Origin of the sequence: Chryseobacterium mucoviscidosis (assembly GCF_002177115.1) — a bacterium.
Classification (GTDB): domain Bacteria; phylum Bacteroidota; class Bacteroidia; order Flavobacteriales; family Weeksellaceae; genus Chryseobacterium; species Chryseobacterium mucoviscidosis.
Map to the genome: position 1 here is coordinate 446,824 of NZ_MVAG01000128.1, position 24,322 is coordinate 471,145.

General features: G+C 35.4%; 20 protein-coding genes. 10 read left to right on the top strand and 10 right to left on the bottom strand.

Going from position 1 to position 24,322, the window contains the following annotated elements:
• Window positions 1-3: 3 nt before the first annotated feature.
• From B0E34_RS16620 to B0E34_RS16635, 4 genes are all read left to right on the top strand, one after another.
• Entirely contained in the window at window positions 4-3,093 is a 3,090-nt protein-coding gene (locus B0E34_RS16620) for an RHS repeat domain-containing protein (protein WP_087711275.1), read from the top strand.
• A 6-nt stretch (window positions 3,094-3,099) separates the two neighbouring features.
• Window positions 3,100-6,618, top strand: coding sequence for a DUF6443 domain-containing protein (locus B0E34_RS16625; RefSeq protein WP_087711277.1), 3,519 nt, complete (start codon window positions 3,100-3,102; stop codon window positions 6,616-6,618).
• Window positions 6,618-7,052: a hypothetical protein gene (locus B0E34_RS16630; RefSeq protein ID WP_087711279.1), complete on the top strand. Its 435-nt coding sequence runs from the start codon at window positions 6,618-6,620 to the stop codon at window positions 7,050-7,052. Before B0E34_RS16625 ends, B0E34_RS16630 begins: the two co-directional genes overlap by 1 nt.
• A 172-nt stretch (window positions 7,053-7,224) precedes the next feature.
• Window positions 7,225-7,647: a hypothetical protein gene (locus B0E34_RS16635; RefSeq protein ID WP_123956678.1), complete on the top strand. Its 423-nt coding sequence runs from the start codon at window positions 7,225-7,227 to the stop codon at window positions 7,645-7,647.
• A 614-nt stretch (window positions 7,648-8,261) separates the two neighbouring features.
• On the opposite strand, the gene B0E34_RS16640 is transcribed toward B0E34_RS16635, so the two are convergent.
• The 9 genes from B0E34_RS16640 to B0E34_RS16680 all read right to left on the bottom strand — a co-directional run bounded on the left by B0E34_RS16640 (window position 8,262) and on the right by B0E34_RS16680 (window position 18,468).
• Window positions 8,262-8,876: a hypothetical protein gene (locus tag B0E34_RS16640; RefSeq protein ID WP_087711283.1), complete on the bottom strand. Its 615-nt coding sequence runs from the start codon at window positions 8,874-8,876 to the stop codon at window positions 8,262-8,264.
• 10 nt (window positions 8,877-8,886) lie between these two features.
• The gene (locus B0E34_RS16645) at window positions 8,887-10,035 is read right to left on the bottom strand and encodes a relaxase/mobilization nuclease domain-containing protein (RefSeq protein WP_087711285.1); all 1,149 of its coding nucleotides are present in this window, start codon (window positions 10,033-10,035) and stop codon (window positions 8,887-8,889) included.
• Window positions 10,028-10,486, bottom strand: coding sequence for a plasmid mobilization protein (locus tag B0E34_RS16650; protein WP_087711545.1), 459 nt, complete (start codon window positions 10,484-10,486; stop codon window positions 10,028-10,030). The genes B0E34_RS16645 and B0E34_RS16650 overlap by 8 nt, the downstream gene beginning before the upstream one ends.
• Before the next feature lie 161 nt (window positions 10,487-10,647).
• A complete protein-coding gene (locus B0E34_RS16655; protein ID WP_087711287.1) occupies window positions 10,648-11,514 on the bottom strand; it encodes a DUF8464 domain-containing protein in 867 nt (288 codons plus the stop codon).
• Window positions 11,515-11,754: 240 nt separating this feature from the next.
• The gene (locus B0E34_RS16660) at window positions 11,755-12,915 is read right to left on the bottom strand and encodes a VapE domain-containing protein (protein WP_087711289.1); all 1,161 of its coding nucleotides are present in this window, start codon (window positions 12,913-12,915) and stop codon (window positions 11,755-11,757) included.
• A 101-nt stretch (window positions 12,916-13,016) separates the two neighbouring features.
• Window positions 13,017-13,301: an excisionase family DNA-binding protein gene (locus B0E34_RS16665; protein WP_087711290.1), complete on the bottom strand. Its 285-nt coding sequence runs from the start codon at window positions 13,299-13,301 to the stop codon at window positions 13,017-13,019.
• 114 nt (window positions 13,302-13,415) lie between these two features.
• A complete protein-coding gene (locus tag B0E34_RS16670) occupies window positions 13,416-14,555 on the bottom strand; it encodes a site-specific integrase (RefSeq protein ID WP_087711292.1) in 1,140 nt (379 codons plus the stop codon).
• A 168-nt stretch (window positions 14,556-14,723) separates the two neighbouring features.
• Window positions 14,724-16,109 (bottom strand): tRNA uridine-5-carboxymethylaminomethyl(34) synthesis GTPase MnmE, encoded by a 1,386-nt coding sequence (gene mnmE, locus B0E34_RS16675; RefSeq protein WP_087711293.1) that lies wholly within the window; start codon window positions 16,107-16,109, stop codon window positions 14,724-14,726.
• A 589-nt stretch (window positions 16,110-16,698) separates the two neighbouring features.
• Window positions 16,699-18,468 (bottom strand): aminopeptidase P family protein, encoded by a 1,770-nt coding sequence (locus B0E34_RS16680; protein WP_087711295.1) that lies wholly within the window; start codon window positions 18,466-18,468, stop codon window positions 16,699-16,701.
• A gap of 415 nt (window positions 18,469-18,883) precedes the next feature.
• On the opposite strand from B0E34_RS16680, the gene B0E34_RS16685 reads away from it, so the two are divergent.
• The 6 genes from B0E34_RS16685 to B0E34_RS16710 all read left to right on the top strand — a co-directional run bounded on the left by B0E34_RS16685 (window position 18,884) and on the right by B0E34_RS16710 (window position 23,338).
• Window positions 18,884-19,321, top strand: a complete 438-nt coding sequence (locus B0E34_RS16685; protein ID WP_087711297.1) for a DUF6526 family protein — start codon at window positions 18,884-18,886, stop codon at window positions 19,319-19,321.
• Window positions 19,322-19,349: 28 nt separating this feature from the next.
• Window positions 19,350-19,517: a phosphatidate cytidylyltransferase gene (locus B0E34_RS16690; RefSeq protein ID WP_076394783.1), complete on the top strand. Its 168-nt coding sequence runs from the start codon at window positions 19,350-19,352 to the stop codon at window positions 19,515-19,517.
• 12 nt (window positions 19,518-19,529) lie between these two features.
• Window positions 19,530-20,633 (top strand): DNA topoisomerase IB, encoded by a 1,104-nt coding sequence (locus B0E34_RS16695; RefSeq protein ID WP_087711299.1) that lies wholly within the window; start codon window positions 19,530-19,532, stop codon window positions 20,631-20,633.
• Between the two features lie 270 nt (window positions 20,634-20,903).
• Window positions 20,904-22,529, top strand: coding sequence for an L-glutamate gamma-semialdehyde dehydrogenase (gene pruA / locus B0E34_RS16700; RefSeq protein ID WP_087711301.1), 1,626 nt, complete (start codon window positions 20,904-20,906; stop codon window positions 22,527-22,529).
• Window positions 22,530-22,738: 209 nt separating this feature from the next.
• Window positions 22,739-22,951 carry a cytochrome C551 gene (locus B0E34_RS16705; protein WP_087711303.1) on the top strand — a complete coding sequence of 71 codons (213 nt, stop codon included), beginning with the start codon at window positions 22,739-22,741 and terminating at the stop codon, window positions 22,949-22,951.
• Window positions 22,952-23,128: 177 nt separating this feature from the next.
• Window positions 23,129-23,338 carry a hypothetical protein gene (locus B0E34_RS16710; protein WP_087711305.1) on the top strand — a complete coding sequence of 70 codons (210 nt, stop codon included), beginning with the start codon at window positions 23,129-23,131 and terminating at the stop codon, window positions 23,336-23,338.
• Between the two features lie 93 nt (window positions 23,339-23,431).
• Here B0E34_RS16710 and B0E34_RS16715 read toward each other — a convergent pair whose 3' ends face one another.
• Window positions 23,432-24,322, bottom strand: coding sequence for a phage tail-like protein (locus tag B0E34_RS16715; protein WP_123956680.1), 891 nt, complete (start codon window positions 24,320-24,322; stop codon window positions 23,432-23,434).

Genomic DNA, 24,322 nt, shown 5'->3' on the forward strand with positions numbered 1-24,322 from the left:
ACTATGATGAAAACTTATTTAATACTCGGTCTATTATCGACATTTACCTTATCCAAAGCACAAGGATATCCTCAGGATAACATTCAGATTAAAAGTCCTCAATCGAATGCTTTTGAAAAATATGGTAAAATACCTGTTAACCTGTATACCGGAGCAATAGATTTAAAAATTCCTATTGTTGATATTCGGACTTCAAATGGAAAAATTGACGTATTGTTGTCATATGATTCCTCTGGTTTTCAACCCCATAAAAAATCTGATTTAGCAGGTGTTAACTGGTCACTAATTGCCGGTGGAAAAATTACACGCAAGATAAACGGTATTCCCGACGAGTACAGTGGACAGCCTACTTCCTCAGGAAGCAGTCCTTTCGGATCAGGCTTGGAATTACATGGCTTTTTAACAGGAGTCAGGCTTGCTCCCTATACCAGCGGGGAGGTTTATGATTTATACAGTGGAGCTGGAAGCGCTTCCGCAAACAACTGGAAACTTGGGCCCAATGCAAACGGCTATGAAGGCGAACCAGATGAATTTTATTTCAGTATGCTTGAGCTAAGAGGTAAATTTATGATAGGTAATAATGGAGTTCCAAAAGTTGAATCCAATGATCCTAATATCACTGTAGATATAAGCGGTCTGCCTTCCTATAAAGCCCTTGGTCAATGCAGGCCACCTGTATCTACCATTATTATAAAAGATGGTAAGGGGAATAAGTATTATTTTGGAGGAGATATGTCCAGATATGAAATATCATATGAAAAAGTCGCTTCTGGAATGTCTACACTCGGATATAGTGGTTTCTCCTCTATCAATACGTTTAACTTGGCAAAAGTTGAATTTGCAGACGGTAATATTATAGAATACAAATATGCTCAAAGTACATTTTCTGAAACCATTTTCTGCAAAATGCATGCAGGACAAGCCAGCCTGTTAGAGAATGCTAAGCTTTTAAGTTTGGAAAATTATCTGGTGGACGGGTCAAGAGCAGATTCCTGGGTCAATTGTCCCAGCAATATGTGGGGAAGCTGCACAAATATGATAGGCGGTACATCTACCAATCATGAAACATATACATTAATTAAAAAATCATTACTGGAAGAAATACAGTATAATGATTATAAAATAAAGATAAATTATACGGATGTCGGATATCCAATCAAGCATGTCAGCAATGCCAATATTTATTTTAATGAATATGTGATAGACAATATTGAATTGTATAACAAAGATTTGCTGATTCAAAAAAACATTCTTACCTACGAACATTATGGTATTCCCCAACAAAGACCTTTCTTAAAACAAATAAAGGAATTAAATTCCGATAAAACTTATTCTTTCGATTACTACAAAATAGCAAATCTTCCGAATTATTATACTAAAGGTCTTGATCATTGGGGTTACTGGAATGGGAACGACTCCAATATTTCGCTGGCTCCGCTGGATACCTATAATCATGTGACAGGTGATTATACTCTCAATAACACATTTAGAGATGCGAATACTTCAAAAACGGATGTAGCCTTGCTTAGTAAAATTGTATTTCCTACAAAAGGATATACGGTATTTGAATACGAACCCCAAAGCTATGACAAACGTATAGAGCGAAATTCGGGAAGCAGTTTTTTGCCAACCCTTACTAATAATGCGGGAATTGCAGGAGGAGCAAGAATTTATAAAAAATATGATTATACAGAAACTGGTGCTTTACAGGAGGAAACGGAATATAAATATGTAAATGAGCTTAATGAAACAACATCATCCGGCATACTGATGAACTGGCCGAGATACCTGTATTATTTTGAATTTTCATCACCAGGAAGCTTAAGCAAGCTGATGATAAAAAGCAGCTCAAATGTTCAGTCTAATTCCCTTGATAATTATAATGTCGGTTACTCTACGGTATTTGAAATCCTAAAAAACAAAGGATATATTAAACATGAATATACTAATTATGCAACCAATACTGATGTTATACAACCGGATGCTGGTAATATCAGGAATTATTTTAATTCCAACACAGTAATACAACCGGAAAACCTGTATAAGAATTTTAAAAACCTGTATGGTGTTGACTATTCCATTTTAAGGGGGTTACCTAAAAAAATATCATATTTTGCTTATAACAATAGCAGCAGTCCTCTAAAAACAGAAGAATTTGAATATTATAATGACTTATCGGAATTCAATCCCAACACGACATTGGATAACAACAATTATGTTTCGATCCAGCATTTGAGCGGAGAGTGGGTACAAGGATATAAAAAGTACTTTAATTCTTCAAACCTTAAAAAGAAGATTGTAACAGATATTTTTAATAATACTCCTGTAACCACAACAACAGAATATTATTATGATAGTAACAACCACTTAAACCGGACCAAGGAAAATAATATTTCAACAGATAATATTTTTATCTCTAATACTTATAAATATGCTGGAGATCCAAGTGTGAATAACGGATTGATGATTTCACGTAATATGATCGGCATTCCTTTGGAAACAACGGTTACGCAAACCGTTGGCGGTGTTACCAAAACGCTGGGGAAAACAGAAACGGTGTACCCTACTTCCCTTCCTACGCCGCAGGCAGGAAATCTCGTGCTTCCAATCTCTGTAAGATCTTATGACCTTCAAAACAATACCCCAACAACGGATGTTACCTACGACAAATACGACATCAAAGGAAACATACAGCAATACACTACCAAGGACGGCATTTCAACAACAATCATCTGGGGCTATAACCAGACGCAGCCTATTGCCAAGATTACCGGAGCTAAACTCTCCGATATCCAGCAGTCTCTTATCGACGGCATCGTAAATGCTTCCAATACAGATGCTTTGGCAGCGCCGGGCAATGATGAGTCTGCTTTTCTCTCGCTTTTGGATACCTTCAGAAAAGATCCTTCTATGGCTGGGTATCAGGTAACGACTTATACGTATGATCCTTTAATCGGGGTAAGAAGCATCACGCCTCCGTCAGGCATCAGGGAAGTGTATCTCTACGATTCTGCCAACAGGCTGAAAGAGATCAGGGAGAATAATCAGACAGGAAATATCCTGAAAGAATTTAAGTACAATTACAAAAACTAACGCACGATGAAAAAAATATTAATCCCCATAGGAACACTCTTTTTATCAGGACTGGCTTACAGCCAGAATCAGTCAAGTTCCGCAGAAAACTATGTCTACAGCAAGACCTACCTGGAAGCTGTTACCACAAGCAGTGCTACAGCAAAACAGACTGAAACCGTCCAGTATTTTGATGGTCTGGGAAGACCAAAGCAGGTGATCAATGTAAAAGCCTCCCCGAGTGGAAAAGACGTGGTGCAACATATCGAATATGACGGCTTCGGAAGACAGGTGAAGGATTACCTTCCTGTTCCCCAGCAGGGAACCCAGAACGGAGCAATCTATACTTCTCCTTTGAGCAACGCTACCCAGCCTGCTCTATATGGTGCTGAGAAAATCTATTCTGAAAAGATATTGGAAAACTCTCCTTTAGATCGTATTCTTGCACAGAAGCAGGTAGGTAACGCATGGAATGATAAACCCGTTCAGTTCGGGTATGATGCCAATACCACCGCCGATGCTGTTAAAAAATACACTACGGTAACCACATGGGTAAACGGAGCTACAAGTTCCGTTTTAAGCCAAAGCAGTAATTATGCAGCAGCACAGCTGTATAAAAATACGGTAACCGATGAAGACGGAAACATCACCATAGAGTTTAAAAACGGAGAAGGACAGGTTGTGCTGGTTCGAAAAATGAACGGAACACAAAGCGTGGATACGTATTATGTGTACAATGAATACAACCAGCTTGCGTATGTGATTCCGCCACTGGCTTCCGTTTCAGGGGCTGTGGATGATGTTACCCTGAATAACCTCTGCTACCAGTACAAATATGATGGTAGAAACCGTCTGGTAGAAAAAAAGCTTCCCGGCAAAGCATGGGAATATATGGTGTATGATAAGGCAGACCGTGTGATCATGACTCAGGACACCAATATGAAAAACGGAGCGATCAATTGGGGAGCCAACCTATGGGTTTTCATAAAATACGATAAGTTCGGAAGAGTTCTTTATACCGGCATCACCACAGGAGGTGACAGGAATACAGTGCAGCAGGACGTAAATTCTACAACTTCCAATGCGGCTATCACCGAAAACAAGAGTACTTCCCCTCTGGTATACAGCAATATGCAACTGTATTATAGCAATACTGCCTATCCTACCAATATTGTGAATATTCTGTCGGTCAATTATTATGATACCTATCCTTCGGGAACCCCTACAGTTCCGACGCAGGTTTTGGGACAGAATGTTCTTACGCAGGATGCCCTGTCCTCTAATATCAGTACCAAAAGCCTTCCCACGGCTTCTTACGTAAAGAATGTGGAGAACGATGGCTGGACGCAGAATTATACCTGGTATGACATTAAAGGAAGAGCCATCGGAACGCACTCTGTTAACCATCTTGGAGGATATACCAAAACGGAAACCCTTCTGGATTTTGCAGGGATTCCACAGAAAACCAATACCTATCATAAAAGAGATACGAATACAGCGGAAGTTCAGGTAAAGGAAAGGTTTGTGTACAATGCCCAGAATATGCTCCTTAAACATTACCATCAGGCAGACAATAATACAGAAGAGCTGCTGGCAGAAAACAGCTATAACGAAAAAGGACAGCTGACGAGTAAAAAAGTAGGAAACAATCTTCAGAGTATTGATTATACCTACAATATCCGAGGATGGATGACAGGGATTAATGATCCTTTAAACCTTAATGGAAAGCTCTTTGGATACAATATCCGTTATCAGAATCCTACCGATGAAGAACCTTCACCCAAAAGATATAACGGGAATATCTCAGAAGTGAACTGGAAAATAGCTTCCAACCAGATTCTGAAAAGATATGCTTATAAGTATGATGGTTTGAACCGTCTTATCAAGGGAACCTTTTTAAATCCCGATGTTGTAGTTCCTCAGAATAACTGGAATAATGAACAGGTAAGTTATGATCTAAATGGGAATATAAAGACTCTTAAAAGGAATTCGAAGAATCTTTACAGCAATACCGCAGAGCAGATTGATGATCTGGATTACAAATATTTAGGGAATCGGGTTACTCAGATAAAGGATTACAGTAATAATCCTACAGGATATGAAGGTGGTGGAGGCGACATAGAATATGATGAAAATGGGAATATAAAAACCATGCCTGATAAGCAGATCGACCAGATCGGGTATAACTACCTGAATCTTCCTAATGCTTTTAAAATAGAAGGAACTAAGAAGAAAATGATTCACCTTTACCGTACAGATGGAGCCAAGCTTAGAAAGACCCTCAACTTTCAAAAGCAGGATGGTTCGGTATATACCACTATTACAGATTATCTGGATGGCTTCCAGTATCTCAGTACGGTAGGAAGTGAACCTAATGAGTTGGATCCTATGGAATTTGCTTATGAACAGGAGGCTTTTATAGATAATGCAACCACAGAGCATCCGGTTCCTGTACTGAGCTTTTTCCCGACCGCAGAAGGATTTTATGATTACGAAAAAAAAATGTATATTTACCAGTATAAAGATCATTTAGGAAACGTAAGGGTAAGTTATAAAAAAGGAACCAATGCTTTGGCTGAAATTACAGACCAGAATGATTATTATCCTTTCGGAATGAATATTCTAAGGGAAGAGAAGGCGATTTTTGGAGTAAATAGTTTGTATAATTATAAATACAATGGGAAGGAGTTACAGGAAAGTGGAATGTATGATTATGAGGCAAGATTCTATATGCCGGATATTGGACGTTGGGGTGTCGTAGATCCGCTCGCGGAAACTTCAAGAAGATGGAGTTCATATAATTATGCTTATAATAATCCAATACGTTTTATTGATCCCGATGGTAGAATGGCAGTTCCGCCTGATGATTATATTGATGCTTCAACGGGAAGATATTTAGGGAGTGATGGGGCTATAACTAGGAACGTTCGCGTTATATATAGAAATGAATGGAATAATATCACGTCAGAGAGAGGCGGTTCCACATCAGCAGAGGCTACTCGAGCTTTACAAGCAAGTAGCTCAATAGTTACAGTTAATAGTACTCAAATAAATTCCAATATTAATAATGCTAATAATGAGACTATTGCTGATCAAACAAGAGAAAGACAAGTTTGGGTTGGTATTGAAGTTACAAGAGGAGATGTTCCAACAGCGCAAGTTACATCCGTTAGAGGACCATCTGGTACAGATGGCAACACAACAATAACTATGGCAGATCGTACTGATACTTCAGGGAATTTGGTTAGACGAACATTCGATGGTACTAATTTGTTGCCTACAGCTCAAGTTCATACTCATAATTTAACGCAAGAAGCAAATAAATTGAATGTACCGGGTACATCTACTCCAGATAGAAACACTTCTAATAGGTTTCAAATACCAGTATATGCTGTTGATTCTTATACTGGGGTGAATGCAAATGGGAATGCAGTACATAGAGTTATGCCAAACGGTACTCAAACCAATAATGTAGGAACCACCACCACAAATAATATTGGGCAGGAATCATTAAATCATTTTATTGAAAGACAAAAAAATCCATAATGAGAAAGATTTTATTATTACTATTAAATTTTGTTATATTGAATTGTTATGCACAAAAGAAGAGTTCAGATATAATATATTTTTTGCCTGAATCTGTTAACGATATTCTTATTAAAGAGCTTCAAAAAAAGCATAATAACAATTTTTATCTGGTCTTAGATAAAGAGAGTACAGATACTTACGTAGTGTATTTAAATCAGTTTTCCTCTGATTCTCCAAAGAATATTTGGATTGAATATAGCAATAGATCTGCTTTTTTAAAAGGTAATCTAATACCTCTTTATTTTTATGCGGATGAATATTTTTCCTATGCAGAAAAAGGAGAAGAAGTATTGAAAAGTTTAGGTACTGATAAGGAGATAAAAAAAACTATTAATATCCGAGATAATGTTTTTAATATAAAATTTAAATTAGGTGGAGAAATAGTAAAATAAAAATAGAACCCTGATCTCGCGGATTTGTAACCCTGATCTCGCGGATTTATAATCCGTGAGCAACAATAAATAGCCCACCGCAAAGCGGTGGGTTTTGTGTTTTTAATAGCATAGCTGCATTTTAAAGAAGCCTTTAAATTTTTAACAATGTTTTTTTTTATGTTAATAAATTTTGCGGAAAGAATTAATATATTTAACTGATGCTATGGGGAATAGCGCAACATCAACAGAATACACTTCTCAGGTGAAAAATAATACAACGAGATTAGCTACAAATAATGAAATTGAAAAAGCTGATGGAGGTCATTATAAAGCTAAAGTTGATGATATTGCAGGGAAGGTAAATGGTGATGCAGATTTTATTAAAAACGAAGCTAGAGAACAGTTTCATGGGCAAAGTGATTATGATAATGGTGATGATATAGCATCAGCATTTAATAATATAGGTATTCCTTTATCAAAATTAGCAGAAGGCTTACCAGATATTACTATAGGACAGGTAACCGCTACATCAGCAAAGGTTATTGATAAAGTAAGCAATAGTCATTCAGGAGAAAATAGCAAATTGATTATTACCAAACCTCAAACAAGATAAGAGTATATGAAAAAAACAATCGCCATAGGTTTTATTTTAGTAATAAGTATTTTATTATTAATAGTCAGTATTATAAAAAGAAAATTTATATAAATGATTCCTTTTCATTAGGTACTATCAAAATAAAAAAAATTGATGTAAAAATACCTAAAGATATTAAGCAAACAGAAATTATAAAATCAGGAAATTATCTTGATATTAATTATAGAAGTTTAATTGAAGATTATAATTTAAATATAAGACTTAAGAATCCGCAAAACGATACTATATTTAAATTTGGCAACAAGAGCGATTATTATCTTACAAAGAAAGTTGTTTTATTTACCAAATATTATAATGACATATTTAATCCTCATGAAAATTCATTTCAAATAGAATTTAAAAAAAATGAGAATAAACTTTTTCTGAAAGGGGATGTTTATAATAATAAGAATAATAAAATTAATATTTGTGGAGAGATAAAATTACCATAATATTTAGCCAATCCCGCTCTCGCGGATTTTATCCGTGAGCAATAATAAAAAGCCATCGCAATTGCAGTGGCTTTTGTGTTTTAGAAGGCAGCTCCTTTTTTGCAAAAAAAGTTCATGCCTTAAAATTTTCCCAATAACAATTTACGGCATAGTGTCTTCCCTTGCATCATAACCATCTTTGAACCGTTGAAACTTCTCTGCTTCTTTTGGATATTTTTTCATCCATTTTTGCATAACACTTGTATTTTCATTTAAGATCTTAATCTCATTTTCATCATAGATGTTTTGTCCTTTATCAGCTATTTCTTTCATTATTTCCTCCCGAATCTCACTTTTAGATTTAATACTTTCCCTGTAAAAATTATTAGCAAAATTAACAGAGACAATCATCATTAAAACTGCAAAAATTAAAATTACAATCCCTGCCCAAGCAAATCTTTTAATGATTTTTATTTTCTCATGAAAACCTTCATAATAATCAATCGTTTCTTGCGATAGAACTGTTTCTATTTTAACGGGTATACTGTTAAGAAATTCCTTTCTTTTGATATTTTCTAATTTAAAAGAGGTTAAGATTTCATCAGATATCAAATTGCTATCTTTCAATCCGAATTGCACTTCATTCAACGATGTCTTGAGATCGTCAATTTCAAATCTTAGTTTAACATTCTGTTCTATATTGTCTAAATTTGATTTGATTACCTTTTCTAACAGTTCCATTCCGTTACTGTGTGAGCCTTTATTCTCATTTTCCATATTTTGTTAATTACCGTTTTAATTTTCGCTTCTTTTTCCAAAATTCTTCATCGGCACGAGAAACATAAGTCGGGTTAAGAAGATTATCTAATAATTTATTTGCAATTTCTATCATGCTTTCATTTGCTGTTAAATTCAAATGATTACCTGCATCATAAATTGTATTGCTTTGATTTATTGATCTTAGCCAATCAGCAAGATTAGAATCTATTGTAGACAAAGAAAACCCTATATTGTTCCTGAAAAAAAATCCGTTTTTTTGTTGATTATTATCAATTTTATTTATCCATAAATCCTGAATCTCATTTCTTTGACCGGCTTTAAATTCTCCTTTGTATTGAATTTTCACTGTGTACCCTGCTTTTTGAAGATTTTCCCGAAAACAGTTTAGATTACCAGCATATTTTTGTGCCTCTTTAACAGCTTGTTTTAATTCAAATATATTTTTTATCTCAGAAATTTTTAGCTGACCTGATATTTCGGATAATTTATAGCCAGCTTTGTATTGACGAAGGGTTTCATGGTTTATATCCTTTGTCATCATAATGCGCATTCCCGAAATTCTGTCCTTTGCATTTGAAGATAATTGAACTTCAAAACCTTTTTGTTTCATTTTAGAGATGATATCGGCAAAGTTATCTTTTGACCTAATAGCCTCAATCAAATTTTCCAGCATATGAGCTTTTTTCTGAATCCCAATATCTATATCGGTTAATAAACCTTTCTCATTACAAACTTCTCTTACAGCTTCTCCAAATCTTTTTCCAATATTATGAGATTTTACAGTACACTTTCCCGAAATATCAATTCTGTTGACGACAAAATGAATATGCTTATGTTTTGTACTGTTATGTATATCCAGCCGATATTGATTTTTTCTTGTTACGCCTACTTTTGTAAGCGCTTCTATTGCAATTTTTCTGAGTTCTTCATCACTTAATTCTCTACCAATTTCGTCTGGTTGAGAAATATAACCGGTCAGTGCCCATTTCTTTACCTTAGAATTTCGCTCAGCCACTGTCTTCATTTCATGAAATTGTCCTTCTGCTGTTTCACTCAAAAGATAATTCGAAGCCACCATCTCTGCTGTTCCTTTATCATTACCATTATATTCCAAAGCAATTTTTGTGATTGCTCTCGTAGTCGCAGAATTATTCATCAGTATTTCTTTGTTTCACTTTTGAGTACAAGTATTGCTGGATTAGATCAATTGTAGTTTCGATGTTTAAAAGAATTTCTTTTTTATTCTCAAAAACATTCCATTCCCGATTTCGTAAAAGATTAGTTATTTTTTTGAAATAATTTCCGTATTGTAATAAAATTTCATCAGCTTGAAATTCATTGATCTTAAGTTCTTTTTCTAAATAAACCATTCTTGCGTAGGTTGATAACTTGAGCTTATATTTAATTGCCTTTTTCAGATTATCCTCATATTCAGATTCCGTCACCCGAAATGAAATAACTTTATTGAGATGGAATGATTCTTTTTTCTTCAAACCTCCTTTTCTGCCCAATTCCTGAAAGTGTTTCTTTCTTTCTTCCCGAGCAATTCTTGCATCATTTTCTTTGGTAACGTTAATTATAAACTCTTCTAAAAAGTCTTTTTCCATTGTGCTAATTTTGTATTGATTAATAACCATTTATGACGATAGGAAGAAATCAAAAATTCCAATTTTACAATCAGCGGCTACGCTTATTGTAAACTTTGGGTACTTTTTGCACTAAATATCCACCGTATTTAACCTGTATTATTTTCCATTCATCTTATCATTTATCTAGCGTGTTTTTCATTGGATGGATTTTTGTGAATCAGCCAGTCATTCAGATCTTTAAAATATGAGTACAGAACCCGGCAGTCTTCTGCGTTTTGGTTTTCATTTTTAATCATTTCAACGGCTCTGTTTCCGGCTTCATCATTGTCAAAATACAGCTCAATATTTTCGTAGTTTCCGAATGAATCCTTAATTTTAGAAATCATTGCTATCGAATTCAAAATGATATAGTCGGATGGTCTTTTTTCTAAATAGCTTTCTACATTTTTAAAGGAAAGAAAGTCGAAAAAACCTTCGAAAACCCGAATTGAATCTGAACCGTTTTCTATGCTACTGATGTCTTTTTTACCCAGACAGATTTTTGAATATTTATTGCGAATTTCGTAACCGTCTGAATTGTTTTGGAAACCAATTCCGAAAAATCTTTTATTGTTCATTCGATAATGAATCTCTTGTAAAAATTCAGTTTGATTTCCAACTTTTCTACTTTTTAAATAATCTAAAAGCGCCGGATGTTGGATTCCTTTTACTTCAATTATATCATAGTTTTTAACTAGGTCTTCTAATTTTGGTTTAGAAAAACTTTGCTTTTGAAAAGAAGAAAAATTGTTATTTTTTGCCCAAACTAAAACTTCACTTGCCGAAGCATTCAGATATTTTTTCATAAAATCAGTATTGTTTCCGCCGATTCCTTGTGAATGAAGATACCAGGCGTTAATTCTTTTATCGAGTTTAAAAGAGGCTTGGGATTCGTTGGCAAAGGGATTGAGATACCAGGCTTCTTTTTCATTTTGTTTCGTTGGGAGATATCCGAGATAAAGTAGAATCTCTTCCAACAATATGCTGTTGAATTGTTTACAGTTCATTTTTTTTATATTTTAGATTTTCTTTTAAATTTCACTTACCTTATTACCTAAGTCTCTGCAGCTTGTCTTTATCTGGATTTAACCCTCTTACTTTTTATTACCTACTTACCTAAAAAAAATAAATAGTAAAGGTAAATAGGTAAGCTCCCGTTTATTCAGTTACCATATTGTAAACTACGTGCGGATATTGATTTACAAAGTTTCAGGTAAGTGGTAAGTGATTTTAATATTCGTGAATTTTTATTCTTCAATTTTTCTTCGAATCAAATAGCCATATACCTGCCTTTTCGGATGTTTTATTCTTTCATAATTCATGGCAGTGAGGGCTTTACCAATTTTTATTATATTAAGCCGTACACCGAGTGCATTATTCATAGCTAACATAATATCTGAAGGTGTCATAAATTCATTCTGCAGTTTGGATTTTTCAAAATGTGAAAGGATAATTTCCTGTTCAAGCGATATCTGCTTGAACTTTTCATTTCTTTTTTCATTTTCCTGTATATCTTCAACTGTAAGTTCCGGATTGTAATTTTTTCTTTCAAATGCATTGTAATATGCTTGCGACCATACCTTTTCAATATTGATATCTTTGGAATAATTGAAATCAATGTTTAGAACTTCAAACACCTGCCACCTTACACTTCCTGTTTCATCGGTTAAAAAATCAAAGCGGTTTGTGGAACCACAAAATGAAGCGGTTCGTTGCATAAGTGTCGATTTACGATCATAAGGCAATCTTGCATTAACAGTATTTTTTGAAATGAATGATTTAAGAATATTAACATCCGTTTTCGACATCACAGAGAGTTCATCAATATTAATTAAAAGATTCTTACACAAGGCAATCAAACCGTCTTTATCAACGCCTATATCTTCTGTGTAATATTTTTCAAGTTGTAAAGGAATAAGAAATCGCAGAAAACTGGTTTTCCCTGTGTTTTGTTTTATATTAAACAAAACCAAACACTGTTTGTTGATATAGCCGGGTTTTAATGCGCAAATTACAGTTCTGGTAAGCCATTTTTCAAAATATTTTTGAAAAGACATATTGTCAGTTGTCCTTATATAGCTGCATAATTTACCAATATGATCCTGTTGATCCCAATCTTCCAAATTTTCAAAATATTCCCGAATCGGATTGTACTGTTGGATCAAATGACTTCTGATAAGAATTTCCAATTTATTAATCGGAATATCAATTCCAGATCTAACGAGTTCTATAAATAATGAGTTTAAATTGAGTGTTGTCCATTTTTTATCAAACAATAACTTAATTTCAAACTCAAGAGAAATTGTATTGAATCTGATTGAATATTTGGAATTTAAATAATTAAGTGTCCTGTCAAATATAGTTTTAGTTTCTGTATCAGTTTGATACAGAATTTTATTATCTTTCATAAAACATTCTAGATTGCGGAAAGAGTTAAAATAATTTTTATATTTGCTCTTTATTTCCAGTAAAACAAACATTTAAACCTAACTATTGCAGTAGTTAGGTTTTATTTTTTACGCAAAGAAAACTCTATTGCTTCTTGTTGGATTTCATCATTTGATTTATGACTGTTTTTTAGCAACCATTCATCAATTTTTATTCTGTTAAAAAAAAGAACTTTCCCGAAAGGTTTTGAAAATGGGATTGAATTAGTATGAACTAATTTATATATATACGATTTCTTGAATCCTGTATAATCAGAAAGTTCTTCTACATTAAGAATTGTTTTAAGTCCAAAAATATGCTTTTCAATTCGATTAAGTTTGTAAATAATAATTTCGTTATTTTCCATTTGTTTCTTTTAATTTCTTTAACAAAACAAAATTCGATATCAGAAATCATATAAACAATATTATCAATAACTTACAGGCTATTTACTATCAAATAAGGCTAAAAACTACAATTTTTATAAATCAATATTCAATTGTGGTATAATTTCCGCTGCTTCTTTAGCTTTAGAATCAACAATTTTTGCATAAATCTGAGTGGTTCTCAACTCTCTATGCCCTAATCTTTTTGAAACAGTGTAAATATCTGCACCATTTTCTAAAAGCAAAACTGCATTAGTATGTCTTGCTGAGTGAAAAGTAATATGTTTTGCTACACCAGCTCGATTACACCAACGAATAATTTCTGTATTGTAAGTCATCCCATATTTCAAACCTTTGAAGACTCTTTCTTGGGGATCTTGTCTTTCGCCCAATAATTCCCTAGCTTGTTTTGAGATATAGAGATACTCTACGCCATCTGTTTTTTCTTGACGAAAATTAACTTTTGAAATATCACCCTCATCCCGAACTTCTTTCCAGATCAAAGTATTGATATCAGACCAACGCAATCCTGACAAACATGAAAAAAGAAAAGCTTTTTTCAGAACAGGGTATTTACATTCCGCTGTACCTAAAGATTGTAATTCATCAAACGTTAAATATTCTCTCTGGCTTTCAGCTTGTTCAAAAGATTTTACTTTTGTAGCATAATTTATAGGTAAATATCCATCTTCAAATGCTTGCCGGATAGCTGCTTTAAATTTATTAAAATAGGAATATTTTGAATTTTGGGATAATGGTATTTCGCTTTTTGTTAAAGCATCGTTCTCAAAATAATTTTTAACTTTTTTTATAAAATTTTCGTCTATTTCATCAAAGGTAAAATTTGGAGGAACAATCTTTTTAAGATGTTGAAGCGTCGAAAACCAATTGCCGTAATTGTTGGAAGAGTCATGTTTTTGTTTTTCTTTTGTCAATTCTTCAAAATAAACTAAAAAAAGCCTCTTACTTTTAACTTTATCTTTTAGATCGTAACGCCCCTGAAAATATTCTGCTTTACGAATTGAATATATACTTTCGGCTAAAGCCATTGTTTCTTTATTTTCTTTCTTTTCTTTCGCAGAATTAGGTTCTGAATGAAGATACAATTTTAAGTATTCAAAATCTCTAATATGAATTCTTTTACCTTGATTATTTGTGGAAGATCCTTTATAATATTCAATAAAAAGACTAATTTTTCCGTTAGTTAATTTTTTTTGCTTTAAAGTAATTTTCATAGTACGCTTTTAAGATGTACAATTGTACACCTATTTAATACTCTTGTAAAATCGAGGTGTACAAAAGATACACAAATATAAAAATAAACTCTAAAAAAGGAAATCAAAAATCACATAAACATATGAAAATCAACCAAAATAAAACATTAGAAAGCAAAAAAAAACATTTTATTTCCCGATACAAAACTTCGAAAAAATATTCCCCAAAACCTCATCATTAGTCACCTCGCCCGAAATTTCACCGAGATGTTCCAGTGCGTTTCTCAGTTCGTAGGCTAAAAGCTCGGTAGAAATTTGGAAAGTAATTGCTTCTTTTACTTTTTGTACGGCTTCAAAAGATTTCTGTAGTGCTTCAAAATGGCGCTGATTGGTAATCACAACATTGTTTTCAGAAGCTTTTAACTGTTCTACGTAAGAAGACAATTCATTTTTAATATCCTGAATATTCTGATTTTCAACAGCAGAAATTTTAATAAAATCAAATTCCTGAGATATTGCATTTCTGAAAATATCTTCAACTTTTTCATATGTTACAGGAGAAACCTCATCAATCTTTGTTGCACAGATAATCAGTTTCAGATCATCTCTTTGCAGAGACTGGATCATTTCAATATCTTCGGAAAAATCTTCTGTTGCAGCATCGGCTAAATAAACCAGTATATTTGCATTTTCTACTTTTTCTTTGGCTTTTTTTACACCAATTGCCTCAATTTCATCCATCGTTTCACGCAATCCTGCCGTATCAATCAGGCGGAAAGCATGACCTTTTATATGAAGAACCTCCTCTATCGTATCCCTCGTTGTTCCCGCGATATTGCTTACAATCGCTCTTTCTTCCTTTAACAAAGCATTGAGCAAAGTCGATTTTCCGGCATTCGGTTTGCCGATGATGGCAACCGCAGTTCCGTTTTTGATGGCATTTCCGTATTGGAAACTTTCAATCAGGGAATTTAATTTTACTTCAATTTTATTTAAAAGCTCAACCAAAGCCGATCTGTCCGCAAATTCTACATCTTCTTCTGCAAAATCAAGCTCTAATTCAATCAATGAAACAAAATTCAGCAAATCGGTTCTCAGGAAAGAAATTTCGTTGGTAATTCCTCCTTTCAACTGATTAATTGCCACTTTTCTCGAAGCTTCATTTTCAGATGCAATAACATCAGCAATCGCTTCAGCCTGAGAAAGATCAATTCTTCCATTAATAAATGCACGAAGCGTAAATTCTCCGGCTTTTGCCATTCGTGCTCCGTTTTTAATCAAAGTTTCAAGAATACGTTTTCCAATGTGCGGAGAGCCGTGAAAGGCTATTTCCACAGAATTTTCCGTGGTAAAACTTTTCGGAGCCAGAAAAATAGAAAGCATCACTTCATCAATCGCTTCTTCCCCATCCATAAAATATCCGTAATGAATGGTGTGAGACTTCTGTTTTGCCAAATTTTTCCCCGGAAAAGACTTTTGCACAACAGCTAAAGCTTCAACTCCCGAAACTCTTATAATTCCTAAAGCACCTACTCCATTGGCAGTTGCCAACGCACAAATGGTATCGTTATTCATGCTGCAAATTTACGGTTTTTAACCGCAAACAAAAATATCCTTTATCTATTGCAATAATTTAACGAGTTCAAAATATTTTCAGTAACATAAAAATCAATCTCAATACTTTCAAACATTTTATTTTGGAGCTGTTTCCGGCTATCCACTCATACTCCTCACGCCAAACAAGCCACAGCTTTTGCCATTGCTTCCAGTCTTTGTTGCGGGGTAACCGTTTCTATCCGGGCTAAGAATGTCGGAAATTAATTATTGGTCTTCTAAATTCATCTTTAAAGCAAAGTTTATCTTTTCCACTTTATAACCACCCCGTCAAAAATTTCTTCGAAATTTTCGCCACCCCTCCAAAGGAGGGGAATTTCTATCAGGCAAAACATACAAATAAAAAATCATCTCAAGGACTGAGATGATTACTGCTTTGAATTTACTATATGAAGATATGAATGATGTCTTTTTGTTGATACAAAGATAGATTGACCAATGGAGCAATTTTTCAGGATAAACCCTAAAATCATATCCGTAAAAATACGGTAATGCAAAAAAACCGTCCTGCAAATACTTACAGGACGGTTTTTTAATCTGTTTATTTTCTTTACAAAGGACTTACCAGTTCAAGGAACCAGTTTTTGACTTCACCTTCCAAGAATGGCGCTATTTTCTCCTCACATGTTTTGTGATAAACATTCAGCCAGTTGATTTCTTCCTCAGAAAGAATTTCTTTCACAATGGTATCTTTAAAGAACGGGCAGAATGTTAAAGTCTCGAATTCGTAGAAAGTACCGTGAATGGTGGTTGCAGATTCTTTTACGGCGATCAGATTTTCATGACGGATGCCGTATTCTCCTTCAAGATAATACCCCGGTTCGTTTGAGCAGACCATTCCTACCAATAATTCCTGCGGATTCATATCTTTTCTGATGTTTTGCGGACCTTCGTGAACGTTCATGAAACTTCCTACACCATGTCCGGTTCCGTGGTTGTAATCTTTACCTTCCATCCAAAGCGGAAGTCTTGCAATCGCATCAAGCTGAACCCCTCTTGTTCCCTTCGGGAATTTCACCATCGATAAACGGATTAATCCCTGTAAAACCAATGTTGAATTTCTTTTGAATTCTTCAGAAACTGCTCCTAAAGCCAAAGTTCTTGTGATATCTGTTGTTCCTTCCAGATACTGACCTCCGGAATCTACCAGAATACTTGCATCATTGGTAACTTCTTTGCTTCCTTCGCTTTTTGCAGAATAATGCATGATGGCTCCGTTGTCTTTATAACCAACGATGCTTCCAAAGCTTTCGCCTACGAAATTTTCGCCTTCTGCACGAAAACCTCTCAGTTTTTCACCGATAGAATATTCGTTCATGGCTTCTTTTCCCGCGTTGTGAGTCAGCCAGTAAAGGAATTTCACCATTGCAACGCCATCTCTTACCATTACTTTTCTGAATCCTTCCAGCTCTGTTTCGTTTTTCTGGGCTTTCATCAGATTTCCCGGAACCGGAGCTTTGATGAATTCATTTTCAGATTTCAAAGCTTCAAAAATCGACTGGTTGCTGTTTGGTGAAACGAGAACTTTTTCGTTTTTAAATTCTTTCAGACAGTTGTAGAATTCTTCATAAGGCATCATTTTTACCCATGCTTCGTCCAGTTGTCTTCTGGCTTCTACTTCAAGTTTATCCAGATCTGTGAATAATTTTGCATCGTTTTTAGTGATGACGATATAGCCTAAAAACACAGGATTGCTTTCTACATCGCTTCCTCTTAAATTCAGCGTCCATGCTACATCATCCAAGCTTGAAATGATATGTACCGTTGCCTCAATGTCTTCCATTTTCTGGCGTATTGCCGCGATTTTGTCTACTACGGACTTTCCTGCTCTTTCTACAGGATGTACATATATTGGATTTTTCGAAGGTGTTCCTCTGTCTTTCCAGATTTCTTTCAGTAAAGGAAGGTCTTCAATAGTAATATTTTTTGCGTTTAACTTCTGTGTTAGGAGTTCCCAGTTGGCGTGAGAAGTTGCCAGAGCATTTACCGCTACTTTTCCGTTCGCAGGAATTTCGGAAATGATCCAGTCGATATAATGAGGTGTTCCTTCCATTCCGTCTTTGAAAAGATCGATTCCTGAACCAGCCAGCTCGATTGGAGCCTGTGTAAAATATCTTCCGTCTGTCCAGAGTCCTGCCTTGTCTTTGGTAACTACCACAAAACCTGCAGAACCCAGAAATCCTGATAGCCATGCTCTCTCCTGCCATTCTTCTGGCAGATATTCGCTCATGTGAGGATCTGCGGAATATACTATAAATGCATCAACATTATTTTTCTGCATTTCTTCACGAAGCGCAGCTACTTTTTCCTTTGAAGTCATTTTATCTTAATTTTTTAAAGAGGTGAAGTTACGAATTTTTTGAGTTTTGAAGATGAAATTATTGTTGTTTTTAAACCGTTTCTGCATGATTGAGCTTTTTCTGTTCCGTGTTATTCTTGATTTCCTGAAATGGCAAATATTTGTGGAACGACAGAAATCCTAGCCCGGATTGCAGCATTTGTCTGAGCTCGTTTATTGGTTTTGGATTTGCGGCGGCTCCGCCGCCGCAAATCCAAAATCAAGAAACAGCGAGTGCGGAAAGCCGGAAAAGCTCCTGAAAAATAATCCGTTTTATAACGAGGAAAGATCAGAATTTTTTTAATTATCTGTTAAAAACGGCAATATTTTTATACCACAAAAATCAATTATTATCAAAATTTAACATTTTGGAAAGGTTATTGCTTACTTACACCATATGGAAAGTCAGAATTACAAAAATCACAGAAAATTTTATCCGCCGCATCATTTCATTTATCTTCCATTGCTTTTGGGATTGGAAATATTTGGCATTTACAAAACCTTTAATGATGAAAGCAACCAACTGATCTGGATTTTATTTTCTGCTGTTATTTTTCTTCTTTTCTATCTTGCGATTATGCTGAGACAGCATTACGCGCTGGTTCTTCAGAACCGATTGGTTCGGTTAGAATTTAAACAAAGATATTACGAACTTTTCCAGCAGAGATCTGATGAGGTTGAAGGTAAGCTGAATTTTGACCAGATTGCAGCGTTACGATTCGCTTATGATGATGAATTTAAAGAGCTTTTGCATAAAGCATTACATGAAAATATTTCGGGCGACGAAATCAAGAAATCAATAAAAAGATGGCGCGCAGACCATCACAGAGTATAAAATAATAAACACCAAAGAATAAATTATTATGAAAAAATGGAGCTTATACAGTATGATGATATTTTGTCTGCTGACATTAACAAGCTGCGAAGCAGTAGAAACGATCTTTAAAGCAGGAATGTGGTGGGGAATTATCGTAGTAGTCGCCGTAATAGCTATTATTTTATGGCTGTTTTCAAGGGGTAGGAACTCTTAACCAAATCATCTTATGGAAAATTCAGACTTAGAACTCATCTCACATCTGAAGCCTTCGAAGATCGTAAAAATTATGAAAGATCCGGTAGCATCTGCAAAGGCGGTACATCTTATATATACCACCGATGCAGAAACAGCCGGAATTACACGGAAGAAAACCGGAAAAAAATATTCTTACTACAAAGACGGCGAAAAAATAAGAGACAAAGAAGAAATCACAAGAATTAACAAGCTGGTTATTCCTCCTGCTTGGGAAAATGTCTGGATCTGTGCGCTGGACAACGGACATCTTCAGGCAACCGGTTTCGATGTTAAAAAACGAAAACAATATCGTTACCATCCACTTTGGAGTGCCCTGAGAAATCACACAAAGTTTTACAGAATGATTCAGTTCGGGTATGCTTTACCGGATATTCGCCTGCAGGTTGAGAAAGATTTAGCCTTAAGAAATTTCGAAAAAAGAAAGATTCTTGCACTGATCGTAAGTTTAATGCAGAGAACCAACATAAGAATTGGCAATAATGCCTATGAAAAACTGTATGGTTCTTTCGGTTTAACAACTTTAAAGGAGAAGCACGTTCAGGTAAAAGGACAAAAAATAACTTTTCATTTTAAAGGAAAAAAAGGCGTAATGCATGATATTGATCTGAAAAGTAAAAGGCTTTCCAGATTGGTGCAGAAGTGCAAAGATATTCCCGGAAGAGAACTTTTCCAGTACATTGATGATGAAGGAAACCGCCACACTGTAGACTCCGGAATGGTGAATGATTATATTAAAGAAATCAGCGGTGAAGATTTTACGGCGAAAGATTTCAGAACGTGGTCGGGAACCGTAAATGCTTTGATTGCTTTTAAGGAAATCGGCTATGCAGAAACCCATACAGAATACAAGAAAAAAGTGAAAGAAGCCCTTGAAATAGTTGCTTCCCATCTTGGAAATACAAGTACGGTATGCAGAAAATATTATGTTCATCCTTTGGTCATTAATCTTTATGAGAACAACACCATCAAAAAATATCTTGATGAGCTTGAACAGATAGAGGAAAACGATGGTAAAGCAGATCTCACACAGGAAGAAAAATTAGTTTTAAAAATTTTAGAAACTGAGAAAATGTAGGGGATCAATGGAGAATTGTCAATTCGTCATGCCTGTCGATTTTCAATTATATTCAAAAACTCACAATTCACTTGCCAAGCAAAATTGACTGTTAACCGTGAAAATCAATGGTGAATTGTGAATTGTCAATTCGTCATGCCTGTCAATTTTCAGCTATATTCAAAAAATTCACAATTCACCTGCGAAGCAAAATTGATCATTCACACATTCTCTCGACCCAAATAATTGTTGTAAATTTGTATCATTAGCAAATAAAAATATACAACTAATATGTCTAAAGCAATTTCGCAAGTACCATTTGCAGTAAACGAGCCCGTAAATTCGTATGCACCGGGAACTCCGGAAGTAAAAAGTCTGATCGCCCAGTACAAAAAAATGTGGGCAGAAAAGATCGAAATCCCAATGATCATCAATGGTGAAGAAGTAAAAACAGGAGATAAAGTTCAGCTTCAGTCGCCTCAGGATCATGCGCACGATTTCGGATTTTATCACAGAGGAACCATGCAGCATGTAGATGATGCGATAAACGCTGCGCTGGCTGCGAAAAAAGAATGGAACGAGCTTGGATGGGAACACCGTGCTGCCATTTTCTTAAAAGCGGCTGATCTTTTGGCAGGACCTTACAGAGACGTTATTAATGCAGCAACGATGATCGGACAGTCTAAAAATGTTCATCAGGCTGAAATTGATTCCGCTTGTGAATTCATCGATTTCTTAAGATTCAACGTAGAATTTATGACGGAAATGTATTCCGAACAGCCGGTTTCTGACGCAGGAATCTGGAACAGAGTGGAATACAGACCATTGGAAGGATTCTGTTTTGCAGTAACTCCTTTCAACTTTACTGCGATTTCAGGAAATTTACCGACCTGTATGGCAATGCTTGGAAACGTAGTGGTCTGGAAGCCTTCTGATAAGCAGGTTTATTCCGCAAAAGTTATCATGGATGTTCTTACGGAAGCAGGTCTTCCAAAAGGAGTTATCAACATGATCTTCACGGATGGAAAAGAAACGGCTGAGAAAGTTTTGGCGCACAGAGATTTTGCAGGACTTCACTTTACAGGTTCTACGAAAGTGTTCCAGGGAATGTGGAAAATGATCGGAGACAATATTCATAATTATAGAACCTATCCAAGAATCGTTGGAGAAACCGGAGGGAAAGATTTCGTAATTGCGCATCCTTCTGCAAACGTAGAAGCGGTGGCGACTGCTTTGGTAAGAGGTGCTTTCGAATATCAGGGACAGAAATGTTCTGCGGCTTCCAGAGCGTATATTCCTCAGTCTCTTTGGGCAGATGTGAAAAAAGTAATGGAAACTCAAATCGCTTCCATCAAAATCGGTTCTCCTGAAGATCCGTCTAACTTTGTAAATGCGGTAATTGACAAAAATTCTTTCGAAAAATGTAAAGGATATATTGACAGAGCGAATTCTTCAACTGAAGCAAACGTTGTAATCGGCGGTAAAACAGACGATTCTAAAGGATGGTTTGTACACCCTACTGTTATTGAAACTACAAATCCTCAGTACGAAAGTATGGTTGAGGAAATCTTCGGACCAATTTTGTCTATCTACGTTTATGAAGATGTAAAATGGAAAGAGACTTTACAGTTGGTAGATTCTTCTTCTCCTTATTCTTTAACGGGATCTGTTTTTGCACAGGATCGTTATGCGGTAAATGAAGCATTCAAAGCGTTGGAAAATGCATCCGGAAACTTCTACATCAATGACAAACCTACAGGAGCAGTTGTTGGTCAGCAGCCTTTTGGTGGTGGTAGAGCTTCAGGAACAAATGACAAAGCAGGTTCTAAAATGAACTTACTAAGATGGACTTCTGTAAGATCTATCAAAGAAACTTTTGTATCTCCTAAAGATTACAAATATCCGTATTTAGGATAATCATTCAGGAACAATACATAATTGTTATTCTTATATCAATACAGCCCCGGAATTTCGGTTTCGGGGCTTTTTCTTTCTTTAAATTACTGATTGATAAGAGATTTATTAACACTTTTTAATTTATTTTATTGATAATTTAATAGGCTTACCAATACTTTCGGAATAATAATTGAATTAATCGTGTTACAATCACACCAAAATAAAATATTATGAAAAAGTTATTGTTAATGGCAACAGTCGGAATATTCGCGGTAAGTTGCGGTACAAAAGAATCGTCCATGTCGACCACCAATTCGGATTCTACAATGGTGGATAATACAACAGCCGTTGCTCCAGCCACAACAGACACCATGACTACGGCAAAAGCCAATCCGGACAGTATGAAGATGAAAATGGATTCTGCAAGCACTACTGTAAAATAACACAGAATTTTAACTTAAAAATTTCAAAATCCTCAGAAAATTTTCTGGGGATTTTTAATGCTCAGAAGTTTAAAAAGAACTTTTTACTTTTTACTTTTTACTTTTTACTTTTTACTTTTTACTTTTTACTTTTTAAATCATTATATTTGATATACACTAAACATTAAAAAATTTACTATGAAAAAATTATGGATTTGTGCCGTTTTAGGACTGCTGTTTTTAGGAAGCTGCGCCGATAAGAAAGAAAACAGAGAAGAATTTAAAGAAGAACACAATAAAGATTCTTTAAGAAACAGAATGGGAGATTCTGCCGTTGCCCATTCAGAAAGTACTTCTACTGCTTCGGACAGTACAAAAACTGCCTCGGATTCTACAAAAATGAAATAAAAAAACAAAACCGCGGAAAATCTGCGGTTTTGTACTTAAAAAAACTTGACTGAAAAAAACCGGGCAATCACCCCGATTGTATTGTTAGGAAGACTATTCTCCCAGATAGATAAACGTATTCACTACAAGATACGCAGATCTGTTATCTATAGATTTCCCTAATCCTCCTGTAGAAACAGTTGCTGTTCCTGCAACAGTATGCATATGCGCTCCTGCAGGTGCTGTATTGTTCAGCATTCCGATGCCGCCCCATGCGGTTGATCCTCCATCCGGCTGATAACCTCCTGAACTGTTGTTAACGGTAGTTCCACCCAACAAAAAACCGCCTTCTGTAGAAGAATGGGTATGAGATCCTGCACTTTGCGCCACCCCGTTTACCGGTCCTGAAAGGGTAATATTCGGTAGGTTAGACTGCAGAATTCCGAAATGGTTTTCGCCTCCTATTGCGCCTAAAACTTCTCCATTGGCTCTGGATTTTAAAACCCGGTCTCTGGAATCTGGCAGATTGTCCGTAAATCCCAGACTTGCTGCTGCTGCCTGACTTACCGGCGAAAGGGCTGTAATATTTCTTCCGTCCAAAAGATACCATCCTCCGTGGTCGGTCTTTTTTACAGAAGTTTTAATATCCCCGATGTTTTTGCTGTTTAATGATTTTTCATCACCAAGCATTAATTTCTGCCAGATCGTACCGTCAAAATAATACAATCCCTGAGCATCTACTCTGTTGGTTTTTGAAGTGATTGAAGTTACCGGTGATGTTACATATACAATAGTTCCGGCGTGTGTGCTTGTATATCTGGAATCTCCTGCTCTTAGCTGATCTCCCGTTAATCTCGGGGGCAAAATGCCTTCCGCTGTGGAGCCATCGCTGTTCTTTGCGACTACGTCCAAACTCGTTATAGGATTTGCTGTATTGATCCCGATCTGCGAAAACGCAAAATTAGATCCTACAGTAGCCATAACGACTGTAAAAATTGTTCTCAT